The sequence below is a fragment of the Actinacidiphila cocklensis genome, from assembly GCF_907177275.1.
Taxonomy (GTDB): domain Bacteria; phylum Actinomycetota; class Actinomycetes; order Streptomycetales; family Streptomycetaceae; genus Actinacidiphila; species Actinacidiphila cocklensis.
Window position 1 is genome coordinate 40,569 of record NZ_CAJSLV010000046.1, and the last position, 23,403, is coordinate 63,971.

At 73.5% G+C, this 23,403-nt stretch carries 25 protein-coding genes, 1 other RNA gene and 1 pseudogene; 13 read left to right on the top strand and 14 right to left on the bottom strand.

The window, feature by feature from the left end; translation table 11 throughout:
- The first annotated feature begins 6 nt into the window (after positions 1-6).
- Complete coding sequence (locus NFU81_RS09570) at positions 7-1,491, top strand: MFS transporter (protein WP_251487459.1); 1,485 nt, start codon at positions 7-9, stop codon at positions 1,489-1,491.
- A gap of 27 nt (positions 1,492-1,518) precedes the next feature.
- On the opposite strand, the gene NFU81_RS09575 is transcribed toward NFU81_RS09570, so the two are convergent.
- Positions 1,519-2,151 (bottom strand): NAD(P)-dependent oxidoreductase, encoded by a 633-nt coding sequence (locus tag NFU81_RS09575; RefSeq protein ID WP_251487473.1) that lies wholly within the window; start codon positions 2,149-2,151, stop codon positions 1,519-1,521.
- A 77-nt stretch (positions 2,152-2,228) separates the two neighbouring features.
- A complete protein-coding gene (locus tag NFU81_RS09580) occupies positions 2,229-3,191 on the bottom strand; it encodes an EamA family transporter (RefSeq protein ID WP_251487476.1) in 963 nt (320 codons plus the stop codon).
- A gap of 87 nt (positions 3,192-3,278) precedes the next feature.
- On the opposite strand from NFU81_RS09580, the gene NFU81_RS09585 reads away from it, so the two are divergent.
- Positions 3,279-4,187 (top strand): LysR family transcriptional regulator, encoded by a 909-nt coding sequence (locus NFU81_RS09585; protein ID WP_251487478.1) that lies wholly within the window; start codon positions 3,279-3,281, stop codon positions 4,185-4,187.
- Complete coding sequence (locus NFU81_RS09590) at positions 4,184-4,393, top strand: dehydrogenase (protein ID WP_251487479.1); 210 nt, start codon at positions 4,184-4,186, stop codon at positions 4,391-4,393. The genes NFU81_RS09585 and NFU81_RS09590 overlap by 4 nt, the downstream gene beginning before the upstream one ends.
- A 9-nt stretch (positions 4,394-4,402) precedes the next feature.
- Here NFU81_RS09590 and NFU81_RS09595 read toward each other — a convergent pair whose 3' ends face one another.
- Together NFU81_RS09595 and NFU81_RS09600 are read right to left on the bottom strand one after the other, a co-directional pair.
- Positions 4,403-4,894: a tetratricopeptide repeat protein gene (locus NFU81_RS09595; protein WP_251487480.1), complete on the bottom strand. Its 492-nt coding sequence runs from the start codon at positions 4,892-4,894 to the stop codon at positions 4,403-4,405.
- Positions 4,895-5,141: 247 nt separating this feature from the next.
- Positions 5,142-5,591 (bottom strand): hypothetical protein, encoded by a 450-nt coding sequence (locus NFU81_RS09600; RefSeq protein ID WP_251487481.1) that lies wholly within the window; start codon positions 5,589-5,591, stop codon positions 5,142-5,144.
- Positions 5,592-5,812: 221 nt separating this feature from the next.
- Here NFU81_RS09600 and NFU81_RS09605 point away from each other — a divergent pair, with 221 nt between their 5' ends.
- From NFU81_RS09605 to NFU81_RS09615, 3 genes are all read left to right on the top strand, one after another.
- Complete coding sequence (locus tag NFU81_RS09605) at positions 5,813-7,156, top strand: AfsR/SARP family transcriptional regulator (protein ID WP_251487482.1); 1,344 nt, start codon at positions 5,813-5,815, stop codon at positions 7,154-7,156.
- A gap of 384 nt (positions 7,157-7,540) precedes the next feature.
- A complete protein-coding gene (locus tag NFU81_RS09610; protein ID WP_251487483.1) occupies positions 7,541-8,137 on the top strand; it encodes an RNA polymerase sigma factor in 597 nt (198 codons plus the stop codon).
- Positions 8,134-8,844, top strand: a complete 711-nt coding sequence (locus NFU81_RS09615) for a hypothetical protein (protein WP_251487484.1) — start codon at positions 8,134-8,136, stop codon at positions 8,842-8,844. Before NFU81_RS09610 ends, NFU81_RS09615 begins: the two co-directional genes overlap by 4 nt.
- 64 nt (positions 8,845-8,908) lie before the next feature.
- Here the strand turns inward: NFU81_RS09615 and NFU81_RS09620 are convergent, their stop codons facing one another.
- From NFU81_RS09620 to NFU81_RS09630, 3 genes are all read right to left on the bottom strand, one after another.
- Entirely contained in the window at positions 8,909-9,787 is an 879-nt protein-coding gene (locus tag NFU81_RS09620) for a GNAT family N-acetyltransferase (RefSeq protein WP_251487487.1), read from the bottom strand.
- A gap of 340 nt (positions 9,788-10,127) precedes the next feature.
- An RNA gene (rnpB, locus tag NFU81_RS09625) (RNase P RNA component class A) lies at positions 10,128-10,530 on the bottom strand.
- A 25-nt stretch (positions 10,531-10,555) separates the two neighbouring features.
- Positions 10,556-12,001, bottom strand: a complete 1,446-nt coding sequence (locus tag NFU81_RS09630) for an RNB domain-containing ribonuclease (RefSeq protein ID WP_251487488.1) — start codon at positions 11,999-12,001, stop codon at positions 10,556-10,558.
- Between the two features lie 99 nt (positions 12,002-12,100).
- On the opposite strand from NFU81_RS09630, the gene yaaA reads away from it, so the two are divergent.
- Both yaaA and eda read left to right on the top strand, forming a co-directional pair.
- Complete coding sequence (gene yaaA, locus NFU81_RS09635) at positions 12,101-12,877, top strand: peroxide stress protein YaaA (RefSeq protein ID WP_251487490.1); 777 nt, start codon at positions 12,101-12,103, stop codon at positions 12,875-12,877.
- A 355-nt stretch (positions 12,878-13,232) separates the two neighbouring features.
- Positions 13,233-13,865 (top strand): bifunctional 4-hydroxy-2-oxoglutarate aldolase/2-dehydro-3-deoxy-phosphogluconate aldolase, encoded by a 633-nt coding sequence (gene eda / locus NFU81_RS09640; RefSeq protein ID WP_251487492.1) that lies wholly within the window; start codon positions 13,233-13,235, stop codon positions 13,863-13,865.
- On the opposite strand, the pseudogene NFU81_RS09645 reads toward eda, so the two are convergent.
- The 4 genes and pseudogenes from NFU81_RS09645 to NFU81_RS09660 all read right to left on the bottom strand — a co-directional run.
- Positions 13,840-14,448: pseudogene (locus tag NFU81_RS09645) on the bottom strand (histidine phosphatase family protein); the annotation flags it as partial. The gene eda and the pseudogene NFU81_RS09645 overlap by 26 nt on opposite strands.
- Before the next feature lie 15 nt (positions 14,449-14,463).
- Entirely contained in the window at positions 14,464-15,204 is a 741-nt protein-coding gene (locus tag NFU81_RS09650; RefSeq protein WP_251487854.1) for a zinc ribbon domain-containing protein, read from the bottom strand.
- Positions 15,201-16,073, bottom strand: a complete 873-nt coding sequence (locus NFU81_RS09655; RefSeq protein ID WP_251487494.1) for a Nif3-like dinuclear metal center hexameric protein — start codon at positions 16,071-16,073, stop codon at positions 15,201-15,203. Before NFU81_RS09655 ends, NFU81_RS09650 begins: the two co-directional genes overlap by 4 nt.
- 70 nt (positions 16,074-16,143) lie before the next feature.
- Positions 16,144-17,196 carry an ABC transporter substrate-binding protein gene (locus tag NFU81_RS09660; protein ID WP_251487496.1) on the bottom strand — a complete coding sequence of 351 codons (1,053 nt, stop codon included), beginning with the start codon at positions 17,194-17,196 and terminating at the stop codon, positions 16,144-16,146.
- A gap of 250 nt (positions 17,197-17,446) precedes the next feature.
- Between NFU81_RS09660 and NFU81_RS09665 the strand changes: the two genes are divergently transcribed.
- The 4 genes from NFU81_RS09665 (at position 17,447) to NFU81_RS09675 (ending at position 20,021) form a co-directional block, all read left to right on the top strand.
- Positions 17,447-18,622, top strand: a complete 1,176-nt coding sequence (locus tag NFU81_RS09665; RefSeq protein ID WP_251487498.1) for a hypothetical protein — start codon at positions 17,447-17,449, stop codon at positions 18,620-18,622.
- A gap of 137 nt (positions 18,623-18,759) precedes the next feature.
- Positions 18,760-18,882 carry a hypothetical protein gene (locus NFU81_RS40800; protein WP_274038106.1) on the top strand — a complete coding sequence of 41 codons (123 nt, stop codon included), beginning with the start codon at positions 18,760-18,762 and terminating at the stop codon, positions 18,880-18,882.
- A 119-nt stretch (positions 18,883-19,001) separates the two neighbouring features.
- On the top strand, positions 19,002-19,568 hold the full coding sequence (locus NFU81_RS09670) for a DUF234 domain-containing protein (protein WP_251487502.1): 567 nt from the start codon (positions 19,002-19,004) through the stop codon (positions 19,566-19,568).
- 9 nt (positions 19,569-19,577) lie between these two features.
- The gene (locus tag NFU81_RS09675; protein WP_251487505.1) at positions 19,578-20,021 is read left to right on the top strand and encodes an ASCH domain-containing protein; all 444 of its coding nucleotides are present in this window, start codon (positions 19,578-19,580) and stop codon (positions 20,019-20,021) included.
- Positions 20,022-20,027: 6 nt separating this feature from the next.
- On the opposite strand, the gene NFU81_RS09680 is transcribed toward NFU81_RS09675, so the two are convergent.
- Both NFU81_RS09680 and NFU81_RS09685 read right to left on the bottom strand, forming a co-directional pair.
- A complete protein-coding gene (locus tag NFU81_RS09680; protein WP_251487508.1) occupies positions 20,028-21,251 on the bottom strand; it encodes a sensor histidine kinase in 1,224 nt (407 codons plus the stop codon).
- A 283-nt stretch (positions 21,252-21,534) separates the two neighbouring features.
- On the bottom strand, positions 21,535-22,275 hold the full coding sequence (locus NFU81_RS09685) for an SDR family oxidoreductase (protein ID WP_251487512.1): 741 nt from the start codon (positions 22,273-22,275) through the stop codon (positions 21,535-21,537).
- Between the two features lie 121 nt (positions 22,276-22,396).
- Here NFU81_RS09685 and NFU81_RS09690 point away from each other — a divergent pair, with 121 nt between their 5' ends.
- The gene (locus NFU81_RS09690) at positions 22,397-23,020 is read left to right on the top strand and encodes a response regulator transcription factor (RefSeq protein WP_274038108.1); all 624 of its coding nucleotides are present in this window, start codon (positions 22,397-22,399) and stop codon (positions 23,018-23,020) included.
- 16 nt (positions 23,021-23,036) lie between these two features.
- Here NFU81_RS09690 and NFU81_RS09695 read toward each other — a convergent pair whose 3' ends face one another.
- A complete protein-coding gene (locus NFU81_RS09695; RefSeq protein WP_251487515.1) occupies positions 23,037-23,348 on the bottom strand; it encodes an MFS transporter in 312 nt (103 codons plus the stop codon).
- Positions 23,349-23,403 lie beyond the last annotated feature (55 nt).

Here is a 23,403-nt window from a genome sequence, read left to right on the forward strand (position 1 = left end):
TGGACTATGAAGTCCATTCTAGCGGCCCCGAACAACTCCGTGCCGACGCCTGAGCCCCGCGCGCGCAGCGCAGGAATCACGCTCGCCACTCTGTCCATTGCGACCGTGTCCTACGCGCTGGTGCAGTCGATGGTGAATCCCGGGCTGGAGGCGCTGCGCGGACGCGTGCACACCGACCAGGTCGGAGTGAGCTGGGTACTCACCGCGTTCCTGCTGTCCAGCGCTGTTCTCACTCCCGTGCTGGGGCGGCTGGGAGATCGGGTCGGCAAGCGCAGCACCATGATCGCCATGCTCGGGGTCCTGGCGGCCGGCAGCGTGATCGCGGCGCTGGCCACCAGCCTGCCGGTGCTGGTCGTCGGCCGTGTGGTCCAGGGCGCGGGAGGTGCGACACTCCCGCTGGCTTTCGGCATCGTCCGTGACCTGGTGCCCCGGGCGAAGGTCGGGGCCACCGTCGGGATGATCGCGGCGACGAGTTCGGTGGGCGGCGCGATCGGCGTGCTCGTGACGGGCCCGATCATCACCCATCTCGGTGTGCCCTGGCTCTTCTGGCTTCCGGCCATCGCCAACGCCATCGTGGCCCTTGCCGTCTTCCTGTTCATCCCCCGCACCGGGTCGACGGCCGAGGGGCGGATGAACTGGCCGGCGGCCCTCGCACTCGCCGCGGCGCTGGTTCTGCTGCTGCTTCCCCTGAGCCTCGGAGAGGAGTGGGGCTGGGGATCGGCCAGGACGCTGGTCCTGTTCGCCGCCGCGATCGTGGCCGGAGGAATCTGGGCCACGGTGGAGACCCGCTCCCGCCACCCGCTGATCGACATGCGGGTGTTCCGGCTTCGACCGGTGTGGACCGCGAACGTCGCCTCGTTCCTCTTCGGCGTCACCCTGTACTCGTCCTTCGGCTTCATCCCGTCGTTCCTGCAAGTCCCGACCAGTACGGGCTACGGACTCGGCAAGTCGATCGCGGTCTCCGGCCTGTTGTTCCTGCCGATCACGGTGACCCAGTTGATCAGCGGCTTCGCCGCCGGCCCCCTGGCCAGGATCATTCCGACGAAGATCCTGCTCATCCTGGGATCCGTCCCCGTGATCGTCTCCTTCTCACTGATCTCGGCATTTCATGAGCAGGTGTGGCAGATCGTTGTCGCGACCTCCATAGGCGGGATCGGGTTCGGTATCGGGCTCTCCGCCCTCTCGGCGGTGGTGGTCCACGCCGTCCCCGCCGAACACACCGGCGCGGCCAGCGGGATGAACGCGAACATCCGCACCATCGGCGGTGCGGTCGGCGCCGCCCTCGTCTCCAGCGTCCTCACCTCCAGCACCACCAGCGGGGGATTCCCCAGTGACGGCGGATACACCGCGGCATTCGCACTGCTGGCCGTGGCCGCGGTCGCCGGACTGGCCTCCTGTCTGCTGATCCCGGGCCGCAGGCCCACGGTGCACAGCCAGGGCACCCCCGCGCAGCGCGTCGCCGAACCCACTGACCAGCGCAGCCCCTTCTGACCGGCACCCCGGTATCTAGCCGGCGGTTCAGTAGCCGACGGTGAAGTGCCGCTCGCCGCCCGGGCGTTCGATCTCGTCCAGGACCGCCACCGCCAGGTCCTCCGCCGAGATACGGGACGTGCCGTCGGGGCGGACCAGGAGGGCGTCCGTGCCGCGGCGGTACGTGCCGGTGCGGGCGCCGGGTTCGAGGAGGGCGGGCGGGCTGAGGTAGACCCAGTCGGCCATGTGGGCGCGGCAGGCGTCGAGTTGGGCGGCGCTGGCCGCAGCGGCTGCGCGGTACTCCGCCGGTACGTACACCGGGCTGTCGGCGACCAGCCGGCCGGAGTCCCCGGGTATCCGCAGCGGTGCCGCGCCGCCGACGACGAGGATGCGCGCGCCGGCGGCATCGGCCGCGTCGAGCAGCGCGGTCGTGGTGGCGACGAGGGTGGGTTCCCGGCCGGCCGGCGGGCGGGTCGCGGCAACGACGACGTCGGTACCGTCGAGCAGCCGGCCCATGCGGGCGGGGTCGTCCGCGTCGCCCTCGACGGCGGTCGCACCCGGCGGCAGGGCGCCGGGCCGCCGCGTGCGGAAGACCGCGACGAGGTCGTGGCCCCGGCGGGCGGCCTCGGCGAGGACACGCGAGCCGACCATGCCTGCGGCTCCGACGACGGTGATCCTCAACGGGGTGTCCTCTTCCGTTCTGTTGGCTTCAGCGAGTTGGTTCACTTCGGCGGGTCTGGTCACTTCAGCGGGTCTGGTCACTTCAGCGGGTCTGTTCGCTTCGGTGAGCGGGTGGGTGCGGGGAGCTGCCCCGCGACGAGGGCGGCCAAGGCCAGGGCGAACCCGAGGAGTTGGACCAGCCCCAGGGTCTGGCCGAGCACGGCGGCGCCGAGGACGGCGGCGACCAGCGGCGAGAGCAGGCCGAGCAGCGCCGCGGAGGTGACCGGCAGCGTGGTGACGCCCTGGAACCACAGGACGTAGGTGATCAGCCCGCCCACCAGCCCCAGCCACAGGTAGCCGAGGGCGGCCTTCGGGCCGATCTCCGGCGGCGCCCCCTCGACGAGGAAGGTGACGGGCAGCAGGAAGAGGCCGCCCGCGGTGAGCTGCCAGCCGGCGAAGGCGGTGGGGCTGACGCCGGCCGGGCGCCCCCAGCGCCGGGTGAGCGTCACGCCGAGCGCCATCGTGGCCGCGCCGGCCAGGCCCGCGGCGATGCCGACGCCGTCGAGCGCCGCGTTCGGGCCGATCACCACCAGGCCGACGCCGGCAACGCCGACCACCCCCCACAACAGCCGCCGGCCGGAGAGGCGTTCACCGAGCACGGCGACGGCCAGGAAGGCGACGACGAGCGGCTGCGCGGCCCCCAGGGTCGCTGCCACGCCGCCCGGCAGCCGCTCGGCGGCGGTGAACAGCAGCGGCAGGAAGAGCCCGATGTTCAGCACCCCGAGGGCGGCGGCCTTCCCCCACCACGCGCCGCGCGGCAGCGTCCTGGTGAAGGCGAGCGCGATCAGTCCCGCGGGCAGCGCCCGCAGCAGGCCCGCGAACAACGGGTGCCCGTCGGGGAGGAATTCGGTCGTGACGATGTAGGTCGTGCCCCACACCGAGGGCGCGAGGGCGGTCAGCGCGATACGCGGCAGGTTCGCGGGGCGGGCCGCCCCGCCGCTTCCGCGGACCCCGCCGCCCCCACTGCCCCCGCCGGCCCGCTGGAATGTCTGGCTTGTCATGGGCACAAGTCTCTTCGCCCGGTGATCGATGAGTCCAACACATCCTTGTCACGCCATCGATCGCGATACGTGATGGATGATGGACCCATGGAGCTCCAGCAGATGCGGTACGTCGTCGCCGTGGCCGAGACGAACAGCTTCACCCGGGCCGCGGAGCGGTGCCTGGTCGTCCAGTCCGCCCTGAGCCACCAGGTCGCCCGGCTGGAGAAGGAGTTGGGCGCGCGGCTCTTCGAGCGGACCAGCCGCCGTGTACGGCTGACCCCGGCAGGCGAGGCCTTCCTGCCGGCCGCCCGCCAGTGCCTGGACGCCGCGGAGCGGGCCGCCGCCGAGGTCGCGGCGGCCGTCGGCGAGGTGCGGGGCCGGCTCGTGGTGGGGCTGATCCCCACGGTCACCGCCGTCGACGTCCCCGCGGCGCTGCGCGACTTCCACGAGCGCCACCCGCAGGTGCGCATCAGCCTGCGGGTGGGAGCGAGCGACGACCTCGTCGAGCAGACCGCGGAGGGAGCCCTCGACGTGGCCTTCCTCGGGCTGCCCACCACCAAGCAGCCGCGCGGCGTCGCCGCCCACGAACTGGCCCGCGGCAACCTGCTCGCCGTGGTCGCCCCCGACCACCGGCTGGCCGGCCGGCCCTCGGTCAGCCTGCGCCGCCTGTCCCGCGAGGTGTTCGTCGACTTCCCGGCGGGCACCGCCGGCCGTGCCCAGTCCGACCAGGCCTTCGCCGCGGCCGGTTTGACCCGCGACGTCGCCTACGAGGTCACCAACGCGGACTTCATCACCCGCCTCGTCGGCCCCGGCCTCGGCGTCGCCCTGCTCCCCTCCGCCTACACCCCGTACCTGACGGGCGTGTCCACGATCGAGGTCACCGACGCCCCGGCCCGCGTCGAGTACGTCGTCTGGAGCCGCACCGCCCCCACCCCGGCGGCCACCGCCTTCCTCACCCTCCTGGCCAGGGACGCGCCCGGCATCCCGACGCCGGGCGCTACCGTCACGCCGTGACCGCGACCGGCCCGGCCCCCCGCTGCCCGTCCTGCGACGGGCCGGTGACCTTCACCGCCCTGGTCCTCGCCCACAGGGAGGAGGACGGCAAGCGCGTCTGCCGCGGCGTGTGGCAGTGCGCCGACCGCCACCTCTGGTGGAGCTGGGCAGACCGCCCGGGCGACCCCCTGGAGCCCTGCCCCTACCCCGACCTCTTCGGAGCCTGACAGCCCACATCATCGGCTGAACGCTTCAGGGAGAGGGCGACGGCAGTAGTGCCCGGACCTCCTCCGCGTCCGGGAGGTCGATGCCGGCGAGGATCGTCTCGGCCTCGGCGCGGCAGGCCGCGGCCTCGGCGGCCTGGTGGGCGGCGACGCCTCCAAGTGCTCCGCGGCCTCGTCGTAACGGCCGCCGTCACGCAGGAGGTTGCCCAGTTCGCGGCGGGCGTCGGCGCTCCGGTCCGGGTCGCCCACCGCCTCCCACAGCGCGACGGACTGCCGCAGCAGCACGACCCCGCGCTCGACGCGGCCTTCGTGGTCGTAGCTCTGCCCCAGCCTGAGCAGGGCGTCCGCGGTCGCCCGGTCGTCACCCAGGGGCTGTACTGCCACGAGCGGCCATGCCCACCCCCGCAGCCAGACAACCGGCCCGGGGAGCGTGCCCCCGGTCGCCACGTTCACCGCCACCGCGAGCAGCACCGAGAACACGCTTGATGCCGATGCCAGCACCATCACCACATGACGCCGCCGCACGATCCCCCCTCTCCCCGGCGTCTTCAGTGTGGCAGTGGCATCGCCACCGTGGCCGAGCCCGGCAGGCGCGAACCGCGGATCGCTTCCGGAGTTCCAGCGCCGGTGCCGCAGCAGCGACCCGAGTGCCAGGCCGGCGCCCAGGCGGACCAGGGCGCCGGCCGATGTCCGCCGTGCGGGCGACGACAAGGGCGACGGCACCGGAGCCGTGCCCCGGCAGCCGAGCGGCTCAGCCGATTCGTGAGCACAGCTCGTCGGTCGAGCCGTGCACCATGGTCAGGGTCTTGTATCCGGTGGGGCTGAACTCCAGCGTGTACACGCCGTCGATGGTGTACAGGCCTCGGGCCAGGGTGCCGCTGTTCTCGCCGAACCCGATCAGCACCGGCCCGAGCACGTACCAGAGCTGGGAGCCGTCGGTGCGGTAGTCGACGACGGCCGTGCCGCCGGCGTCGGCGTCGTAGAAGGCGCCGGTATCGGTGTTGGTGAGCCGTACGACCAGGTCGCCCTTGTACGCGATCCGCTTCGCGGTGCCGTCGGGATACGTGTCGAGGACGCGCTGTACGACGTCGTCGACGACGGGTTCGCCGTGGACGGGGAAGTCGCACCGAAGACCGGCCGCCTTGTCCCACGGCGCCGACGGCGCGGGGACCCAGCCGGCAGCGGCGTCCCCGGCGTTCAACGCGGGCGTGGGCGCTTTCGCGGGAGCGGATGCGGATGCGGATGCGGATGCGGATGCGTTGGAAACGGGTGCCGCGCCGATGGCGACGGCGGCAAGTACCGACAGGGCAATGGAAGTTCGTCGCATGCTTCTTCCCGGGTGAGGTGGTGGAGTTCCGGGCCTCATCCTCACCCTCGCCGCTGACCGGATTCTCACCACGGCGCCCTAGGATGAGGCCAGCCATGGAGTTCCAGTTGCTCGGACCGTTCGAGGGCCGCCACGAGGGCGAGCGCGTCATGCTCGGCGAGCGCCGCCAGGAACGCTGCCTGCTGGCGATCCTGCTGCTGGACGCCGGCCGCGTGGTGACGACCGCACGCCTCATCGACCTGCTGTGGAACGGCTCCCCGCCCGTCTCTGCCCGCGGCACCGTGCACACGTACATCGGCAGGGTGCGGGCCCGGCTCAGGGCGTACGGGCTTCTCATCGAGACCCGCCACGACGGCTACGTGCTCGACCCCGGCCACCACACGATCGACGCACAGGAGTTTCTGAAGTTCGTCGGGGAGGCGGCCATGGCCGGCGATCCCGAGGAACAGACGCGCTGGAACGACCGGGCGCTGGCACTGTGGCACGGCCCGCTGCTCGCCGACGTCATCGACGATGAGCTCCGCGGCCGGCTCGGCGGCCGGCTCACCGAGTTGCGGTTGTCCGCTCTGGAGCAGCGGGCGGAGGTACGGCTCACCATGGGCCTGCACGAGCGGGTCCTGGCGGATCTGGCGCCCCTGGCCCACGAACTCCCCTCGCGGGAGCGGCTCGTCGTCGCCCGGATGACCGCCCTGTACCGAAGTGGCCGTCGGGCGGAGGCCCTTGAGGTCTACCGGCATGCGCGCCGCGTGCTGGTGACCGAGCTGGGCATCGAGCCGGGCCCCGCGCTGGCCACGCTGCACGACCGCATACTCCGGGCCGACCCGCGGCTGGACCGCCCGCCTGCCCCCTTGTACGCCGTGCGGGTGGGCGAAGAGTGGCTGCCGTGGAGCACCAGCGGGCATCCGGCTCTGGAGTTCTGCAACACGTACGCGGGCTGGGGTAACCCGGGGCTTCCCGGTGCGGAGTGGTTGCGCCGCTACTCCACCCTCGCCGTGTGGGCGGGCCACATGGACCTGGCGGACGACCCGGTCGTCGACCGGCTGCTCCAGCGGGCGCGGGAGTTTCCCGAGGAGGCCACCGCCGCGTTGGAGGAGGCCCGGCTCTTCCGCAAGCAGCTCTACGCCTGCCTGACCGACCCGCACGACGCCCGCGCGTTCAACGCCGTGGCCGCCGTCGTGCAGGACGCGGCCGGCTCCGCGGTCTTCACCCTGGGAGACGACGGCCTGGGCCGATGGCGGCTGTCCCCGGCCGCAGGCCTGCGGCTGCCCGTGCTCGCCACCGCCCGCGGTGCCGCGGAGCTCCTGGCCGACCCGCGGCGCTTCACGATCCGCTCCTGCGCCAGTGACGACTGCGGTTGGGTCTTCCTCGACCACAGCGGTCGCCGTCGCTGGTGCAGTCTTGCGACCTGCGGCAGCCGCCGGGCGCCGGCCGGGGGCTGAGCGGGGCGCCCCCGGTACTCGCATCGAGCCGACTCATCTGTCTTCTCCTCAGGCCTCTGTGCGCCTGGCCGCTCCCCCAGCGGTCCACTTCAGCCGCCTGCAAGGCAGCCAGAGGGAGCCGAGCACCGTCACTCCCCACGGCTCTCACTCACCCCAGCGGCCGCGGCCGCACTGGCCATCGGCACCGCCTTGCCTTCCGCGGCGGACGCGGCCGAACCGGCGGCGGCGCCGGGCACGGCAAAGCGTCCGCGGCCGGCCGACAGCGGCTGATTCGGGGAGGTCGGGGCCGCCGCCGTCAGGTGGGGCTGAAGGGCAGCGTGTAACGCTCCGGCCGCAGGACGCCAAGAGGAGTGAAGGCAACGCAAGAGACCAGAGGGAGTCGATGTGAGGCATCCGCCGGGCAGTTACGAGGTGGCGCGGATCGGTGAGGATCCGGAGGCGTTCGAGGCGTTCTACCGAGAGCACATGGAGGCGGTGCTGAGGTACGCGACCCGCCGCAGCCGTGATCCGCACGCCGCGGCAGACCTTGTGGCCGACGTATTTCTCGCGGCGATCTCCGCGGCGGCCGGTTACCGGGAGGAGCTGGGCAGCCAGATCGCGTGGCTGCACGGCATCGCCCGCAACGTCGCGGCGGCCGAGAACCGACGAGCCGCCCGAGCGCGGGTGGCCGAAGGCCGGATCTCCGGCCGTCGGTATTTGGACGCCGACGACATCGCCCGGCTGGAAGAACGCATCGACGCCGAACGGGAGGGCCGCGCGCTGATCGAGCGCATGGCCTCGCTGCCGGCCGGCCAGCGTGCCGTGCTGGAACTGGTCGCAGTGGACGGCCTGACCGTCGCGGAGGCCGCCACGGCGCTCGGCATCAACGGGGTGGCCGCCCGGGTGCGCCTGCACCGCGCCCGGTCTGCCCTGAAGGACACAGCGGTACCGGTGGTCCCTGAAACCCTCCCGCCCTTCCCGTCCCTGATGGAGGTCCGATGAACACCGAAGGCTTTGAGGATCGGTTGATGCACGAGCTGAAGGACCATGTCCGGCAGAGCGCCCAGCATGTGAATACCGAAGAGACCGACGGCGCCCGCCCGGTCCGCAGCCGCCGGGTGCGCTGGGTACCGGTCGGGCTTGTCGCCGGGCTGGCCGCCACGGTGGCGGCCACCACGCTCATCGTCGGCCAGTCCGCCTCCCCGGGCGCTCCCGGCGGCCTGACGGCTTCCGCAGACGGCGGTCGTTCTCTGAACCGGATCACGAACGCCGCCTACACCCTGGAAAAGGAGCCGGCCGGTGGGGTCAAACTGACCATCGAGAACTCGTCGGGCAAGCCGGACATCGAGGGCATGCGGAACGACCTGGCCCGCATGGGCGTGCGCGCCAAGGTACTCGCGGGAGACCCGAGCTGCTCCGCTGATAGTGGTGCCTCGGGCGATCCGATTCCCGAACCGTCCAACGGGCACGCGGGGGAGGTCGCTCCCTATTTCCACCTCAGGGGTGCGGCTGGCAGGCTCGTTGCCTACATCTACCCTGCCAAGGTGCCGGCCGGCAGCACGCTCACGCTCGGGTTTCCGTTCGCTGAGGTTCGCCCGGACCACGCTCTGGATGTCTTGGTGATCAGCGCGTCCAAGGGCGACGGCCCGAAGTGCATCCCGGCGGGGACCGAAGACGACATCCGCCACGAACCTACGGCAGTGCGCTAGGCCTGTTGTGACATGCGGACGGGACGGACGAGGTGATGCCCAGGTCCGGCCCGTCCGCTCGTCTCTACAGGTCGAGCTGGTACTGCAGTGTCGTGTGCGTGGGCAGGTAGCCGAGGCTGTCGCTGATGTGTCTCATGTGCGTGTTGCTGTCGGCGGTGTCGGTCAGGAGGCCGCCGAGGTCCGGGTAGTGCCCGTGGGCTTGTCGGATCGACTCGGCCTTCATCCAGCGGCCGAGCCCGTGTCCGCGGTGCTCGGGAAGCACGCCGGTGCCGTAGTGCTGGGCATCACCTGTGCCGCCGCCGGGCACGACGAGTTCGGTGAACCCGGCGATCGAGCCGTCGGAGGTGTCGATGGCGACGACGGTGTGCAGGTGGTCGCCGCGCTGTTCGACGGCCTTCGCCGCAGCCCGGACCCGGTCCACGTCCCAGGTCGTGGTGCCGTGGTCGGTGTCCTCCATGGGCATGTCGTCCATGGCGCGACGTGAGTCGGCGAAGGTCTGGGCGAGATCGTCCGGGACGGTTCCCTGCCAGGATGCCAACCGGTAGCCGGAATACGGACCTTCAATGATCTCTGCCAGGGAGGGGATGTCCACATCGGCCAGGGGCAGGCGGGAGTACCTCAGGGTGAGGACCTTGCGGAAGCCGCGGGCCGGCAGGAAGTGGTCGCCGGGCGATCCCGCCCCGGCCTGCGCTACGACGCAGCGCCGGGTGTTGTCCCGGGCGGCGGCCACGGCAGTGTCGAGTAGCCGGGAGCCGACGCCCTTGCGGCGCTCCACGGGATGGACGTGGAGGTTCAGTTCGGCCAGGTGCTTTTGCCCGCCATCGAACAGGCGCAGAAAGGCCGTCCCGACAGGGATGGAATCGGCGTCGGACGCCAGCCATGCAAGACGTCGGCTGTGCGCACCGTGAGCGGGGTCGGTCAGTGGGGTGATGCGGAGCGACAAGGTGTCTCCGTCGTGAGGAGGTGGCAAAGGTCAGTACGCGGGCTCAACTGCTGGGCACTCCTGCGCATGTGCTCCACACCTCCTCGTCGACAGAGCCGGTCCGGATCAACCTGGACGGCTGGGAGAACGTAGCTCGTCCATCGGCTCCTCGGCAAAGGGTTAACTGAAAGCTGCTGCGGCCGCGGGGTCACACGGGATATCCGCAGGTCAGCCGCTGTCATGCGAAGGGTCTCCGCACCGCGCGACGGAACAAATTCGCCGCTAGATTCGACCCAGATTCGACCCGGGCAGATTCGAGACGAGTGAGAAGGTGCTCTGACCTGGGGCGGAAGGTGAGCGGCAGACGAGTCGGGCTGTAGGCCGGGTTCTGTACCCGGGGGCCTCGCGGCCCGCCGGGTGGCGGCCATCCATCTAGGGCTGCCGTTGCCGGCAGCCTCGTGCGGTCTACCCGCGGACTCGGGCGGGCAGCCCTCGAACGTCCGCGCGGGCGGCGTATCGCTACGACGCCCTCTTGACCTTGCTCCGGGTGGGGTTTACCTAGCTGCCCAGGTCGCCCTGGGCACTGGTGGTCTCTTACACCACCGTTTCACCCTTACCGGGGACCGAGATCCCCGGCGGTCTGTTTTCTGTGGCACTGTCCCGCGGGTCACCCCGGGTGGCCGTTAGCCATCACCCTGCCCTGTGGAGCCCGGACCTTCCTCGGCAGGACCCTGGGGTCCTGACGCGGTCGCCCGCCCGGCTCGTCTGCCGTAGGGCCATCGTAGTGGATCAGGCGGGGGCGAAGAGCACGCCGGGACGGGCCGGGTCGGCCTCGGTGAGGCGGACCCGCAGGTGGTGGCCGAGCGGGAGGGGCGGGGCGCCGGGGGGCGACTCGACGGGGGCCACGACCGCCGGGGCGTCGAGGTGGACGGTGCCGGCGGTGGGGCGGGCGTCCCTGACGTCGATGACGACGGCGTCGAAGACCTCGCCGACCCGGTCCCTGAGCAGCGCGGCCTCCACCAGGTCCAGGCTCGCCCGTTCCGCCTGGGCGGCCCGCCGGAAGCCGCCGGCCATCTCGGCCGGCAGCGCGTCGAGCGCGCCGAGTGCCCAGCCGGGCGGCGGCGTACCGGCGGCGGCCGCCACGCACAGCTCGCCGGCGTAGCGGTCGACGAGCCGCCGCAGCGGGGCGGTGACGTGCGTGTACGGGGCCGCGACGGCGGCGTGCACCGCGTGGTCGGGGACGTGGCCGTCGCGGAAGACGGTGTAGCCGGCGCCGCGCAGCAGCGTCGTGCACTCCTGCGCGAAGGCGGCGTCCCGGGTGCGGCGCGGGTCGAGGGCGCGGACGACGGCGGAGTACGGGGTGCCGTCCGGCCAGTCCACGCCGAGCGCGTGCGCGACCCGGCGCAGCCGGGCCACCGAGCCGTCGGGGGCGCTCGGCAGCGTACGCAGGATGCCGGTGCCGGAGCGCAGCATCAGGTCGGCCGCGGCCATGCCGGTGAGCAGCGAGACCTGGGCGTTCCAGGCGCCGGCGGGCAGCGGGGCGCGGTAGCCGAGGACGTAGCTGCCGCCGCTGCGGGTGATCTCCTGCTCGGGGACGCTCAGCGAGATGCCGCCGCGGGCGGCCTCCAGGGCAGCTCGCCGCACGCCGATGTCCCTGAGCAGGGCGACCGGTTCCTCCGCAGTGCCGTCGTCGACGGTGCGCTGCACGGTCGCGTAGTCCAGCCGGGCGCGGCTGCGGACCCTCGCGCGGCGGACGTCGGCGGTGAGCAGGTCGCCGTCCTGGTCGAGGTCGAACCGCCACAGCAGCGCCGGCCGCACCTCGCCCGGCAGCAGGCTCGCCGCGCCCTCGCCCAGCACCGGCGGGTGCAGCGGGACGCGGCCGTCGGGGAAGTACAGCGTCATCGCCCGCCGGTGCGCCTCGTCGTCCAGGGCGGCGCCCGGGGTGACGAAGGCGGCGACGTCGGCGATGGCGTAGTGCACGCGGTAGCCGCCGGCGGTACGGGCCAGGTGCATCGCCTGGTCCAGGTCGCGGGAGCCGGGCGGGTCGACGGTGAACAGGGCCAGGCCCGTCGCGTCCTCCTCCGGCATCCGGGGCGCCCGGACCGCCGCGTCGGCCGCCGCCAGCACCTCGGGCGGGAAGTCACCCGGTACTCCCGGGGCGGTACGCAGCGCGGCCAGCGCGGTCCGCAGCGCGGTGGCGTCTTGCACGGGAACGTGCAGGTGGCGGCGGGGCATGCGGCGACCCTACGGCCGCCCGCCCGGTGCGCAGGGGCACCACACCGCCGGGCCGCGCCGCGTAGGCTGGCGCGGGTCCGTCCGTGTGAAGGAGATGCCGTGCTCGTCCTGCTGCCGCCGTCCGAAGGGAAGGCCACCGCCGTACGCGGGCGGCCGGTCGCGCTCGACGGGCTGTCGCTGCCCGGGCTGAGCGCGGCGCGCGAGGCGCTGCTCGACGAACTCGTCGCCCTGTGCGCCGCGGACGAGGACAAGGCGGCGGACGTGCTGGGGCTCAGCCCCGGGCTGCGCGGCGAGGTCGCCAGGAACGCCGGGCTGCGCGCCGCCCCCGCGATGCCCGCCGGGCGGCTCTACACGGGTGTCCTCTACGACGCGCTCGGCCTCGCCACGCTGGACGCCGCCGCCAAGCGGCGGGCCGGGAAGTCGCTGCTGGTCTTCTCCGGGCTGTGGGGTGCGGTGCGGCCGGCCGACCGCATTCCGGCCTACCGCTGCTCGATGGCGGTACGGCTGCCGGCCGCCGGGGGGCTCGCCGGGTACTGGAAGCCGCACATGGAGCGGGTGCTGCCGGAGGCGGCGGGGGGCGGGCTCGTGCTCGACCTGCGCTCTTCGGCTTACGCCGGGGCTTGGCGGCCGCAGGGCCAGGTCGGGGCGCGCACCGCGACGGTGCGGGTGCTTCAGGTGGCGGTGGTCGACGGGGTCGAGCGGCGGAGCGTGGTGTCGCACTTCAACAAGGCGACGAAGGGGCGGCTGGTGCGGGCGCTCCTCACGTCCGGGGCCTCGCCCCGGACCCCGGAGGCGCTGGCCTCCGACCTCCGTGACCTCGGTTTCACCGTCGAGGCGTCGGGCTCGCGCCTCGACGTCCTGGTGCGCGAGGTCTAGCGACTGCCCCTTGCGGTTCCCCGCGCCCCCGGGTGATTGCCCCTTGCGGCCGGCTCGCACCCTCCGGTGCGTCGTGGTTACGCGCGCAGTTCCCCGCGCCTCTTCAGGTCCTGCCCCCTGCGGTGGGCGGTCACCTTCCCCGCCGTCCCGGCTGAGCGCGCAGTTCCCCGCGCCCCTATAGGTTGCCCTCTGCGCGGAGGGTGGGCGTTCTTCAGGCGGCGCTGGGGGCGGAACTGCGCGCCAGCCCCCCACCCGGCGCGGCCGGGGATTCGTGTGCTGGCCCCGGGGGGGAACGCGCGTTGCGCGGAGTGCAATGGGCGTTGCAGGGGGTGGTCCGGGGGGACAGGATGGGGGGATGGACTCCGTGCTTGGCCTCACGCCAGTGATACCTGTCGTCGTCGTCGAGGACGCCGACGACGCCGTACCGCTCGCGCGAGCGCTGCTCGCCGGCGGGCTCGGCGCCATCGAGATCACGTTGCGGACGCCGGCCGCCCTGGAGGCGATCCAGGTCGTGGCGCACGAGGTGCCGGACGCGGTGGTGGGCGCCGGGACCGTGCTGACGCCGGACCACGCGGCGGCAGCCGCCGCCGCGGGGGCGCGGTTCCTGGTCAGCCCGGGGTGGACGGAGCGGCTGCTCGACGCGATGTGCGGTACGGGGCTGCCGTATCTGCCGGGCGTCTCGACGCCGTCCGAAGTGATCGACCTGCTCGAACGCGGCGTCACCGACATGAAGTTCTTCCCCGCGGAGGCCGCCGGCGGCGTACCGTTCCTGCGGTCGCTGGCCTCGCCGCTGCCGCAGGCGCGGTTCTGCCCGACCGGCGGGATCGACGCGGCCCGGGCGCCGGAGTATCTGGCGTTGCCGAACGTCGCCTGCGTGGGCGGGAGTTGGATGCTGCCCAAGGAGCTGCTGGCGGCCCGGGACTGGGAGGGCGTCACCGCGCTGGCCAAGGAGGCCGCGGCGCTCAGGCCAGGTGCGCGGTGGAGTTGAGGAACCGCACGGACGCGTTGCCGTCCGCGTAGTGCGCCACCGCCGAGAGGGACGCGGGGGCGAGGTCCATCCGGAAGACGGCCTCGTGCGGCGCGCCCAGCGCGAGGCGTACCAGCGTCTTGACCGGGGTCACATGGCTGACCAGCAGCACCGTACGCCCGCGGTGCGCGGCCAGCAGCTCGTCACGGGTGCGGGCCACCCGGGCCGTGACGTCGTCGAAGCTCTCGCCGCCGGGGGGTGCGGCGGCCGGTGAGGCGAACCAGGCGTCCAGCTCGGCGGGGAAGCGCGCCCGCACCTCGGCGAAGGTCAGGCCTTCCCACGCCCCGAACGCCGTCTCGCGCAGCCCGTCCGCGACCTCGACCGGCAGGCCGAGCCGGTCGGCCGCCGCCTGCGCGGTCTGCCGGCAGCGGGCCAGCGGCGAGGTGACGACGGCCTGGACCGGGCCGAGCGAGGTGGCGGCGGCCGCCTGCCGGGCCTGCTCGCGGCCGCGCTCCGACAGCGCGGGATCGGCCCCGCCGCTGCCGGAGAAGCGCCGCTGCTCGGTGTGCGCGGTCTCGCCGTGCCGCAGCAGCACCAGGACGGTCGCGTCCGCCACCGGCTACAGTCCGGAGTCCGCCGTACGCACCAGGATGCGGCGGCAGTTCTCGCAGCGCACGACCTGGTTGGCGGGGGCGGCCCGCACCTCGTTCAGCTCGGTGATGTTCAGCTCCAGGCGGCAGCCCTCGCAGCGCTTCTGGTAGAGCCGCGCGGCGCCGACGCCGCCCTGCTGGGCGCGGAGCTTGTCGTAGAGCTTGATCAGGTCCTCGGGCACGGTGCCGGCGAGCACCTCTCGCTGCTTGGCCGCGGTGAAGCCCTCCGCGTCGATGCCTTCCAGGGCCGCGGACTTGCGGGCCTCGGCCTCCGCGGACTCGGCCTGCAGCGCCTCGACCCGGCCGGCCAGCTCGGTGGCCCGCTCCTGGGCGGCCTCGCGGCGCTCCATGACGTCGAGCACGACGTCCTCCAGGTCGGACTGCCGCCTGGCCAGCGAGGTCAGCTCGCGCTGCACGTTCTCCAGGTCCTTCGCACCGAGGGCGCCGGAGTCGAGGCGCTGCTGGTCGCGTACGGCACGCTGGCGGACCTGGTCGACGTCCTGCTCGGCCTTGGTCTGCTCGCGTGCGGTGTCGCTCTCCTCGGTCTGCGCGGCGACCAGCAGGTCGCGCAGCTGGGCGAGGTCGGCGCCGAGCCGTTCCAGCTCGGTGTGCTCGGGAAGGGTCCTGCTTTTGTGGTCCAGCTGCGCGATGCGCGCGTCGAGTGCCTGGACTTCGAGGAGGCGGATCTGGTCGGCGGGCTCGGCGTTCAGCGGGGGGCTCCTGGGCTGCTGGAAGGGACGGGAGAAGCGGAGGGTGCGTGCGCCGTCCACGGGTCGGTGACGGCGTGCGAGACCTGGGTGCTCAGCGCCCAGCCGTACTGCTCGGCGAGCGCGTCGACCTCGCGGGCGGCCTGCGGGCACCACGGCCACTCGGTGGCCCAGTGCGCGGCGTCGAGCAGCGCGGGCGGTCCTGCCTGGCGGGCCTCGGACGCCGGGTGGTGGCGCAGGTCGGCGGTCAGGTACGCGTCCACGCCGGCGGCCCTGACCTGCTCGAAGAGGCTGTCGCCCGACCCGCCGCACACCGCGACGGTACGGATCGGCGCCGCCGGGTCGCCGGCGATGCGCAGGCCGGTGGCGGTGGCGGGCAGCCCGCGGGCGGCCTGCGCGGCGAACTCGGCCAGGCTCAGCGGGGGGTCGAGGGTGCCGATGCGGCCGAGGCCGCGGCGGCCCTCGGGGTCGGCGGGGTCGGGCACCAGCGGTCCGGTGACCCGCAGGCCCACCGCGGCGGCCAGGGCGTCGGAGACGCCGGGGTCAGCGCGGTCGGCGTTGGTGTGCGCGACGTAGAGGGCGACGCCGCCCCGGATGAGGTCGTGGACGACCCGGCCCTTGAAGCCGGCCGGGCCGACCGGTGCGACGGTCGTGGTGCCGCGCAGATACAGCGGGTGGTGGGTGACCAGCAGGCCGGCGCCGGCCGCGACCGCCTCGTCCACGACCTCCTGTACGGGGTCGACGGCGAAGACGATCCGGCCGACCTCGGCGTCAGGGTCGCCGCACACCAGGCCGACGGCGTCCCAGGACTCGGCCAGTGCCGGGGGCCACAGGGCGTCGAGGGCGGCGATGACGTCGGAAAGGCGGGGCACGTATGAAGGTTACCCGGGATGCCGGCCGGGCTGCCGCGCCCCGGCCCCCGCCCCGGCCCCGCCCGCGGCGTCAGCCCGCCAGGTAGTGGGTCAGGTCGGCCACGACCTGGTCGGCGGCGGTGACGCCGAGGCCCAGGTACCAGGTCTCGTCGGGGACGTCGAAGGCGTGGCCGGCCTTGACGGCGCGGAGGTTCTTCCACAGCGGGTTGGCCTGGGCGCGGGACTTGTCCGTGGTGCCGGGGTCGCCGTAGACGCCGGTGAAGATGTAGTCGCCGTCGGCCTTGTCGATGTTCTCGGCCGAGATCTCCGCCGCGAGGTCGTCGATGTCCTGGATCTTGGGCCGCGGGATGCCGGCGTCCTTGAGGATCGTGCCGATGAAGGACGCGTTGCCGTAGAGCCGGGTCTTGCCGTCCTGCATGTAGCGGACCATCGACACGACGGGCTTGTGCGCGCCCAGCTTCGCGTCCAGCGCCCTGATCCGGGTGTCGTAGTCGGCGAGCTTCGCCTTCGCCTCCGCGGTCTTGTCCAGGGCGGCGGCGTTGAGCAGGTAGTTCTGCTTCCACGTGAAGCCGGGGCGGATGGAGAAGACGGTCGGCGCGATCTTGCTGAGCGCCGCGTACTGCGGGGCGGCACGCAGCTGGCTGCCGAGGATGAGGTCGGGGTGGAGGCCCGCGATGGCCTCCAGGTTGAGGCTGTTGATGGTGCCGACGCTCTTCGGCTGCCCCCCGTCCTTCTTCAGGTACGAGGGCAGCTCGGGCGACCCCTCACTGGGCGCGAAGCCGACCGGCTTGACGCCGAGGGAGACGACGTTGTCCAGCTCGCCGACGTCCAGGACCACGACCCGGGTGGGCTGCGCCTTGATGACGGTGGTGCCCATGGCGTGCGTGATGGTCCGCGGGAACTGGCCGGGCTTGGCGTCGGTGCCCATCGCTGCGGTCTTCTCGGCGGCCGAACCGAAGTCCTTGCCGCCCTTGGCGACGGACTGCTTGTCCTTGCCCTTGGCGGCGGTGCCGTTGCCGCTGCCGCTGCCCGCGCCGTCGGAGGAGCTTCCGCAGGCGGCGAGGGACAGGCCCGCCGCGACGGCGAGGGCGACGACGGCGGTGTAGCGGCGCCGATGAGACATGGGAGCACTCCTGGAACGGTTCTCAGCAATTTCTTAGGTGAGCCTAACCTGAGTGCCCGGAGGGGTGTGCCCCACCCCCCTCCCGCCACCCCCTCGGGAGCACAAGAGCCCCGCCCCCGCGGCGAAATCACGTGAACCGGCACCCTTACGTGTGAACTGCCCCCACTCGCGTTGATCGTCCGGACGTACGAAAAGTACGGTCCTGAGCCGGAGGTGGACAATTCATATGACCGTCAGTGCAGTTGGCGCCATGAGCGCGCTCCGTACGGCGGGTGCACCGCGTACGGTGCGCCGGTCGGGATTCACCATCGCCGCGGACGGCTCGTACGCGGCCTGCCTCGCGGAGACCGTCCTGCCCGAGGAGGGGCTCGGCGGCGGGCTGCTCGCCGAGCGGTGGACGCTCGGCGGACCCGAGCCGTACGCCGTGCCCCTGCCGGGGGCGCAGCCGGAGGAGCCCGGCACCCAGGTGCTGCCGCTGACCGACGGGCGGGTGCTGATCAGGCGCCGGGTCGCCGACCGGCACGACCTGGCCCTGCTCTACCCCAGCGGTCCCGACACCGGGTCGCTGGCGGTGGGCTCGCTCATCGGCGCGGACGTGCGGTTGCTGCCACCCGCGCCGGGCGGCTGCGCGTACGCCCTCGCATACGACGAGGACGGCGACCAGACCGGGGTCTGGCGGGTGCACGGCACGTCCGGCGGCCTGCCCGAACCCGTCATGGCGGTGCCGGGGCGCTGTACCGGCGGGGTCTGGCTGGACCGTGCCGGGCGGCTGCTCGCGGTGGACCGCGAACTCGACGGGCGGACGAAGGCGGTCGCCGCCGACCTGCACACCGGGCGCACCAGCCCGCTGCTGCAGATCACCGACGACAGCGACGACCGGCTGCTGCTCTCCGAGCCCGACAGCGGACTGCTGCTGCTGCGCAGCGACGCCACCGGTGAGGCGCGGCTCGGCTGGGGGGTGCTGGGCAGCAGGCTCCCGGTGCGCTTCCCCGACGCGCTGCGGGTGCCGGGCGTGCTGCTCACCCCGGTCGCCGCGCAGCCCGGGCAGATCCTGACGCCCGAGGCGTCGGTGGTGGCGCTGCGGGCGGAGGTGCCGGGCGGGGCGGAGTCGCTGGCGCTGTGGCGGCCGGGCGAACGCCGGCTGCACTGGCGGGCGTCGCCGCCCGGGTGGCTGGGGGCGGCCGGGATGTGGCTGCCGCGGGACGAGCTGCGGCTGCCGTACGCCGAGGGCGACCACCTGTGCGGGCTCGCCGCGTACGACCCGCCGGCGAGCTGGCCCGAGCGGCGCACCGCCGCTGCGGGGGTCGTGGTCCACGGGCAGGCCCGGGCGCTTCCCGCGCTGCCGGCTCGACCCGCGCTGCCCGCCCTGCCCGCTCGCCGGGAGTGGTGCGTGCTGCCCTTGCAGCAGGCGCCGCTCGCGGGGTGACCCGCATGACGGGGGTGCTGCGCCCGTCAGTAGACTCGCCACTCGCCGTCGCGGGCCGGGGTACCCGACGTGACCACGGGTTCTTCCTGCTCGCACGCTTTCGGCGGCGCCATCGCTTTTCCACGGGGAGTACGACCATGTCCGACAGCACCGCCGCCGAGCAGCAGCCGGGCCGCCACCGCGGCCCCGCCTCCGCCGAGCCCCAGGACGCCCCTCCCCCGCCGCCGCCCGGCCGCCACCGCAGGCCCGCGGAGGACTGACCCGGCCGCCCCTCCCGCCGCACGGCGCCCTTCCACTGACCGGGCAGGGCGAGCCCCTCTGAGGCGGCAGGCAGAGCGGGCTCGCCTCGGGGGCACTGTCTCCGCTGCTGCACCGCCTGGTGGCCGAGAAGCGCGTGCTCTCGGTCGACCTGCCACTGTCCACCAAGCCGGGAAAACCCGCCCTCTACCGAGTGGCGGACAGCAATCTGCGCCTCTACCTTGCGGCTCTTCGCTCCGCCCAGGAGCAGGCCCGCCGGGGCAGGCCGGACTCCGCCTTCGACGTGGTGCTGCGCCGTTGGCCGGCCTGGCGCGGCCGGGCGGTCGAGCCGCTGGTCAGGGAATCCCTGGAGCCGGCGGCCATCGCAGGCGATCTGCCGTGGGCGGACACCGAGGCCGTCGGCGGGTGGTGGAACCGCCGTTTCGACCCCGAGGTCGACCTCGTCGGCGCCGATCGCCCGCCCGTCGCCGGCAGCGTGCACTTCGCCGGTTCGATCAAGTGGCCGGACTCCGCCTTCGACGCCCACGACCTCGCCGCCCTCACCCGGGCCGCGCCCCAGATCCCCGGCTTCGTCCCGGGGACCAGCGGCCTGGTGGTCGCCTCCCGCTCGGGCGTCGCTCTGCCACCGGGAGCGGTGGACGTGGTCTGGTCCCCGGCCGATGTCCTCGCAGCCTGGCCCGCCGGTTAGCGTGGGGCCATGACGAACGGAGCGGGGCTGGACCTCGCGGGGCTGGACAAGGCGCAGTTCGGGTTTCCCGGGGAGCTGCGGGATCAGCTGGTCGGGGCGGTGCTGGACGGGAGCAAGACGTCGACCACCGGGGTCGTGGCGGACTACGAGCACCACGACGAGGCGCTGCCCGAGGCCGGGGAGCGCCTCGTCGTGGTGGATTCCGGCGACCGGCCGGTCGCCGTCATCGAGACGACCGAGGTGCGGGTGGTGCCGCTGCGGGAGGTGGACCTCGCGCACGCCGTGGACGAGGGCGAGGGCTACGACAGCGTCGCCGCCTGGCGTCGCGGCCACGAGGAGTTCTGGCACAGCCCCGAGATGCGGGCCGCGATGGACGACCCGGATTTCACCGTGGACGACGACACCCCGCTCGTCCTGCAGCGCTTCCGGATGATCGCCGACCTCAGGGCCTGACCGCGGTCAGCCGTCCTCGCCCACCGGCAGCACCGCCGCGACCCGGAAACCGCCCGCGGGCGAGGGACCCGAGGTCAGCGAGCCGCCGGCGGCGGCGAGGCGCTCGGTCAGGCCGCGCAGCCCGGTACCGGTCCTGGTGGACTGGAGCGTCGCCGTCGTACCGGAGGCAGCAGAAGCGGCAGGACCCTGGCCGTTGTCGGTGATCGTGAGGTGCACCAGGCCCTCGGCGCACCGCAGTTCGATGCGGGTCAGGGTCGCGCCGCTGTGGCGTACGACGTTGGTGACCCCCTCGCGTACCACCCAGCCCAGCAGCGCCTCGGTCTGCGGCGGCAGCGGCGGACCCGACTCCTGGAGGACGACCTCGATGTCGGAGGCGGCCAGCGCCGAGCGCGCCCGGTCCAGCTCGGTGGACAGGCTGCCCTCCCGGTAGCCGGTGACGGCCTCGCGGATCTCGGTGAGCGCCTGCCTGCCGACCGACTCGATGTCGCCGACCTGCGTGAGTGCCGCCTCCAGGTTGCGCGGCGCCAGCCGCCGTGCGGCCTCGGCCTTCACCACGACCACCGACAGCGTGTGGCCCAGCAGGTCGTGCAGGTCGCGGGAGAACCGCAGCCGCTCCTCGGCGACGGCGTTGCGGGCCAGCTCCTGCCGGGTGGACTTGAGCTGGTCCACCGCGTGGAAGAGCGTGATGATCACCGAGACGACGAGACCGGACAGGAACGTGCCGTACGACAGGCTCGCCGTGCTCCAGAAGCCCTCGTGGTGCAGTCCCGACACGATGCCGGCCGCGGCGCTGAGCGGGATCAGCATCAGGCCCAGCGCGCGGCGGCTGCGCGACACGCAGCCCGCGCACAGCGACACCAGCACGAACAGCAGCATGAAGTTGCCGCCGTAGCCGATCGACAGCGACAGCACGAGCGCCGCGAGCGCGCCCAGCAGCTCGTAGGGCAGCCGGCCGGTCCGCCACCGCGGGCTGAACGCGGCCTTGATCGTGGACACGTACAGCCCGCAGAAGGCGGCCAGGCCGGACGCGGCCAGCCACGGCATCGGCACCTCGCCCTTGATCACGTCGGTGGCCGGGCCGAGGACCATCAGCATCCACGGGATCAGCGCTCCGCCGTCCGGCGCCTTGAGATTCTCGATCTCCTGCTCGAACTCGTTCGGGCCGCGTTTCCACCACGCCCTGCGGCACTGTTCCTCGGCCGGATCGTCCTTCGTCGCCTTCTTCGCCATGTCGGTCCCCGTCCCCGTCGGCACTGCGTCCATCGCGCGCCCGCCGGGGAGCGGAGGCCTCACGCCGTCCGTGCGCTCCGCCGGTGGGAGAGCACAGCGTAACCGGCGAAAAGTGTCGGCCAAAGGCCCGGCACACGGACCGTGACAGGCCCGGGAGTGCGTGGTCCGGCACGCTCCGGCCCAGGTCACCGAAGCGGTTGGCCGGTGCCGAGCGGGAGACCGCGGCCGGCCGGCGCGGGAAGACGTCGCCCCTCCGCGACACCGGTGGAGCGTCGCCGCCACGCTAACCCGCCTCGGCGCCGACCCACTCGTCGAAGGTGGTCTTCCCGCGGGGGCCGGGGGCCGTGGGCAGGAGCGCGCCGCCGACCATCTCCCTGCCGACCTTGCCGGGCAGCTTCAGCGGCAGGACGGGACGGCGGCCGCCGCGCGCCCGGTGCAGTTGCCTGACCATCTGCACCATGTCGCGCTCCTCGGGGCCGGCGAGGTCGGGGGCGAGGCCCTGGGGGGCGCCGAGGGCCAACTCCACCAGCGCGTCGGCGACTTCCCTGGCCGCCACCGGCTGGCAGCGCATCCGGGGGGCGATGGCGAACGGGCCGCCCCGCGCCAGCATCTGCGCCGCGAACTCGTGGAACTGCGTGGCGCGCAGCACGCTGGAGGGCACGTCGGAGTCGGCGGCGAGGGATTCCTGGGCGCGCTTGCCGGCGTAGTAGCCGTAGTCGACCCGGTCGATCCCCACGATGGACAGCACCACGTGGTGGCTGACTCCCGCCGCCTGCCCCGCGCGCAGCAGATGGGACGTGGCCGCCTCGAAGAAGGCCACCGACCTGGAGCGGCCGGTGGTCACGATGTTGCTTGCGTCGATGACCCGCTCGACGCCGTCCAGGGCACGTTCGAGACCGCGCCCCGTGGTGAGGTCGACGCCCTCGGAGCGCGAGATCACCCGCGGTTCGTGCCCGGCCTCCCTGACGGCCGAGACGACCAGCTTCCCGACCCATCCGGTACCGCCTGCGACTGCGATGCGCATTTCCTTGTGCCTTTCGTCTCGGATCTCCGGCATGGGGACGCCGCGGCACCGGAAAGTGTGACACCACCGCGTGGGCGTCGCCCGCGCCGAGGGACGCCACCTGGCTGGATACGCTGGGCGGGTGACGGATGAGGGCAAGGCGGTGCGGGTGCTGCTCGCCGAGGACCAGGGGATGCTGCGGGGGGCGCTGGCGCTGCTGCTCGACCTGGAGGACGACATGGAGGTCGTCGCGCAGGTCGCCGCGGGCGACCGGATCGTCGAGGAGGCGCTCGCCGCCCGGCCCGACGTGGCGTTGCTCGACATCGAACTGCCGGGGCGCAGCGGGCTGGACGCCGCCGCGGAGCTGCACGAGCGGCTGCCGGAGTGCCGGGTGCTGATCCTGACGACGTTCGGGCGGCCGGGCTATCTGCGGCGGGCGATGGAGGCGGGGGCGGCGGGCTTCCTGGTGAAGGACGGGCCGGTGGAGGAGCTGGCCGGGGTGATCAGGCGGGTGCTGCGCGGGGAGCGGGTGATCGACCCGGCGCTGGCCGCCGCGGCGCTCAGCGCGGGGCCGAGCCCGCTCACCCAGCGCGAGCAGGACGTGCTCAACGCCGCGGGGGACGGCGCCACCGTCGCCGACATCGCGGGGCGGCTGTTCCTGTCGGAGTCGACGGTACGGAACTACCTGTCGGCCGCGATCGGCAAGACCGGCACCCGCAACCGCATGGAGGCACTGCGGGCCGCCCGGCAGAACGGCTGGCTCTGAGGTCGGGTGAACGGCCTCAGGAGGCGGGCCGCGGGGCCCGCTTCGGCAGCAGCGCCACCAGGCACGTACCGACCGCGAGGAAGCCCGCGCAGATCAGGAACGCCAGGCCGTAGCCCGCGGACAGCGCGTCGGCGGGAGCGGCGCCGCCGGCCGCGCGGTCGGCCATCCGGGACGCGGCGGCCGTCGCCAGGACCGTCAGGCCCAGGGCGCCGCCGAGCTGGCGTGCGGTGTTGAGCAGGCCGGAGACCAGGCCCTGTTCGCCGCGGCCGGCCGGGCCGGCGGGGTGGGTGGTGGCGGTGGGGCTGCGCTGTCCGAGGATCTCGTTCACGGCCCTCATGCTTCCGTGGCGGCCGCCGCCGGGGCATCGGGATTTCGCCCTACGA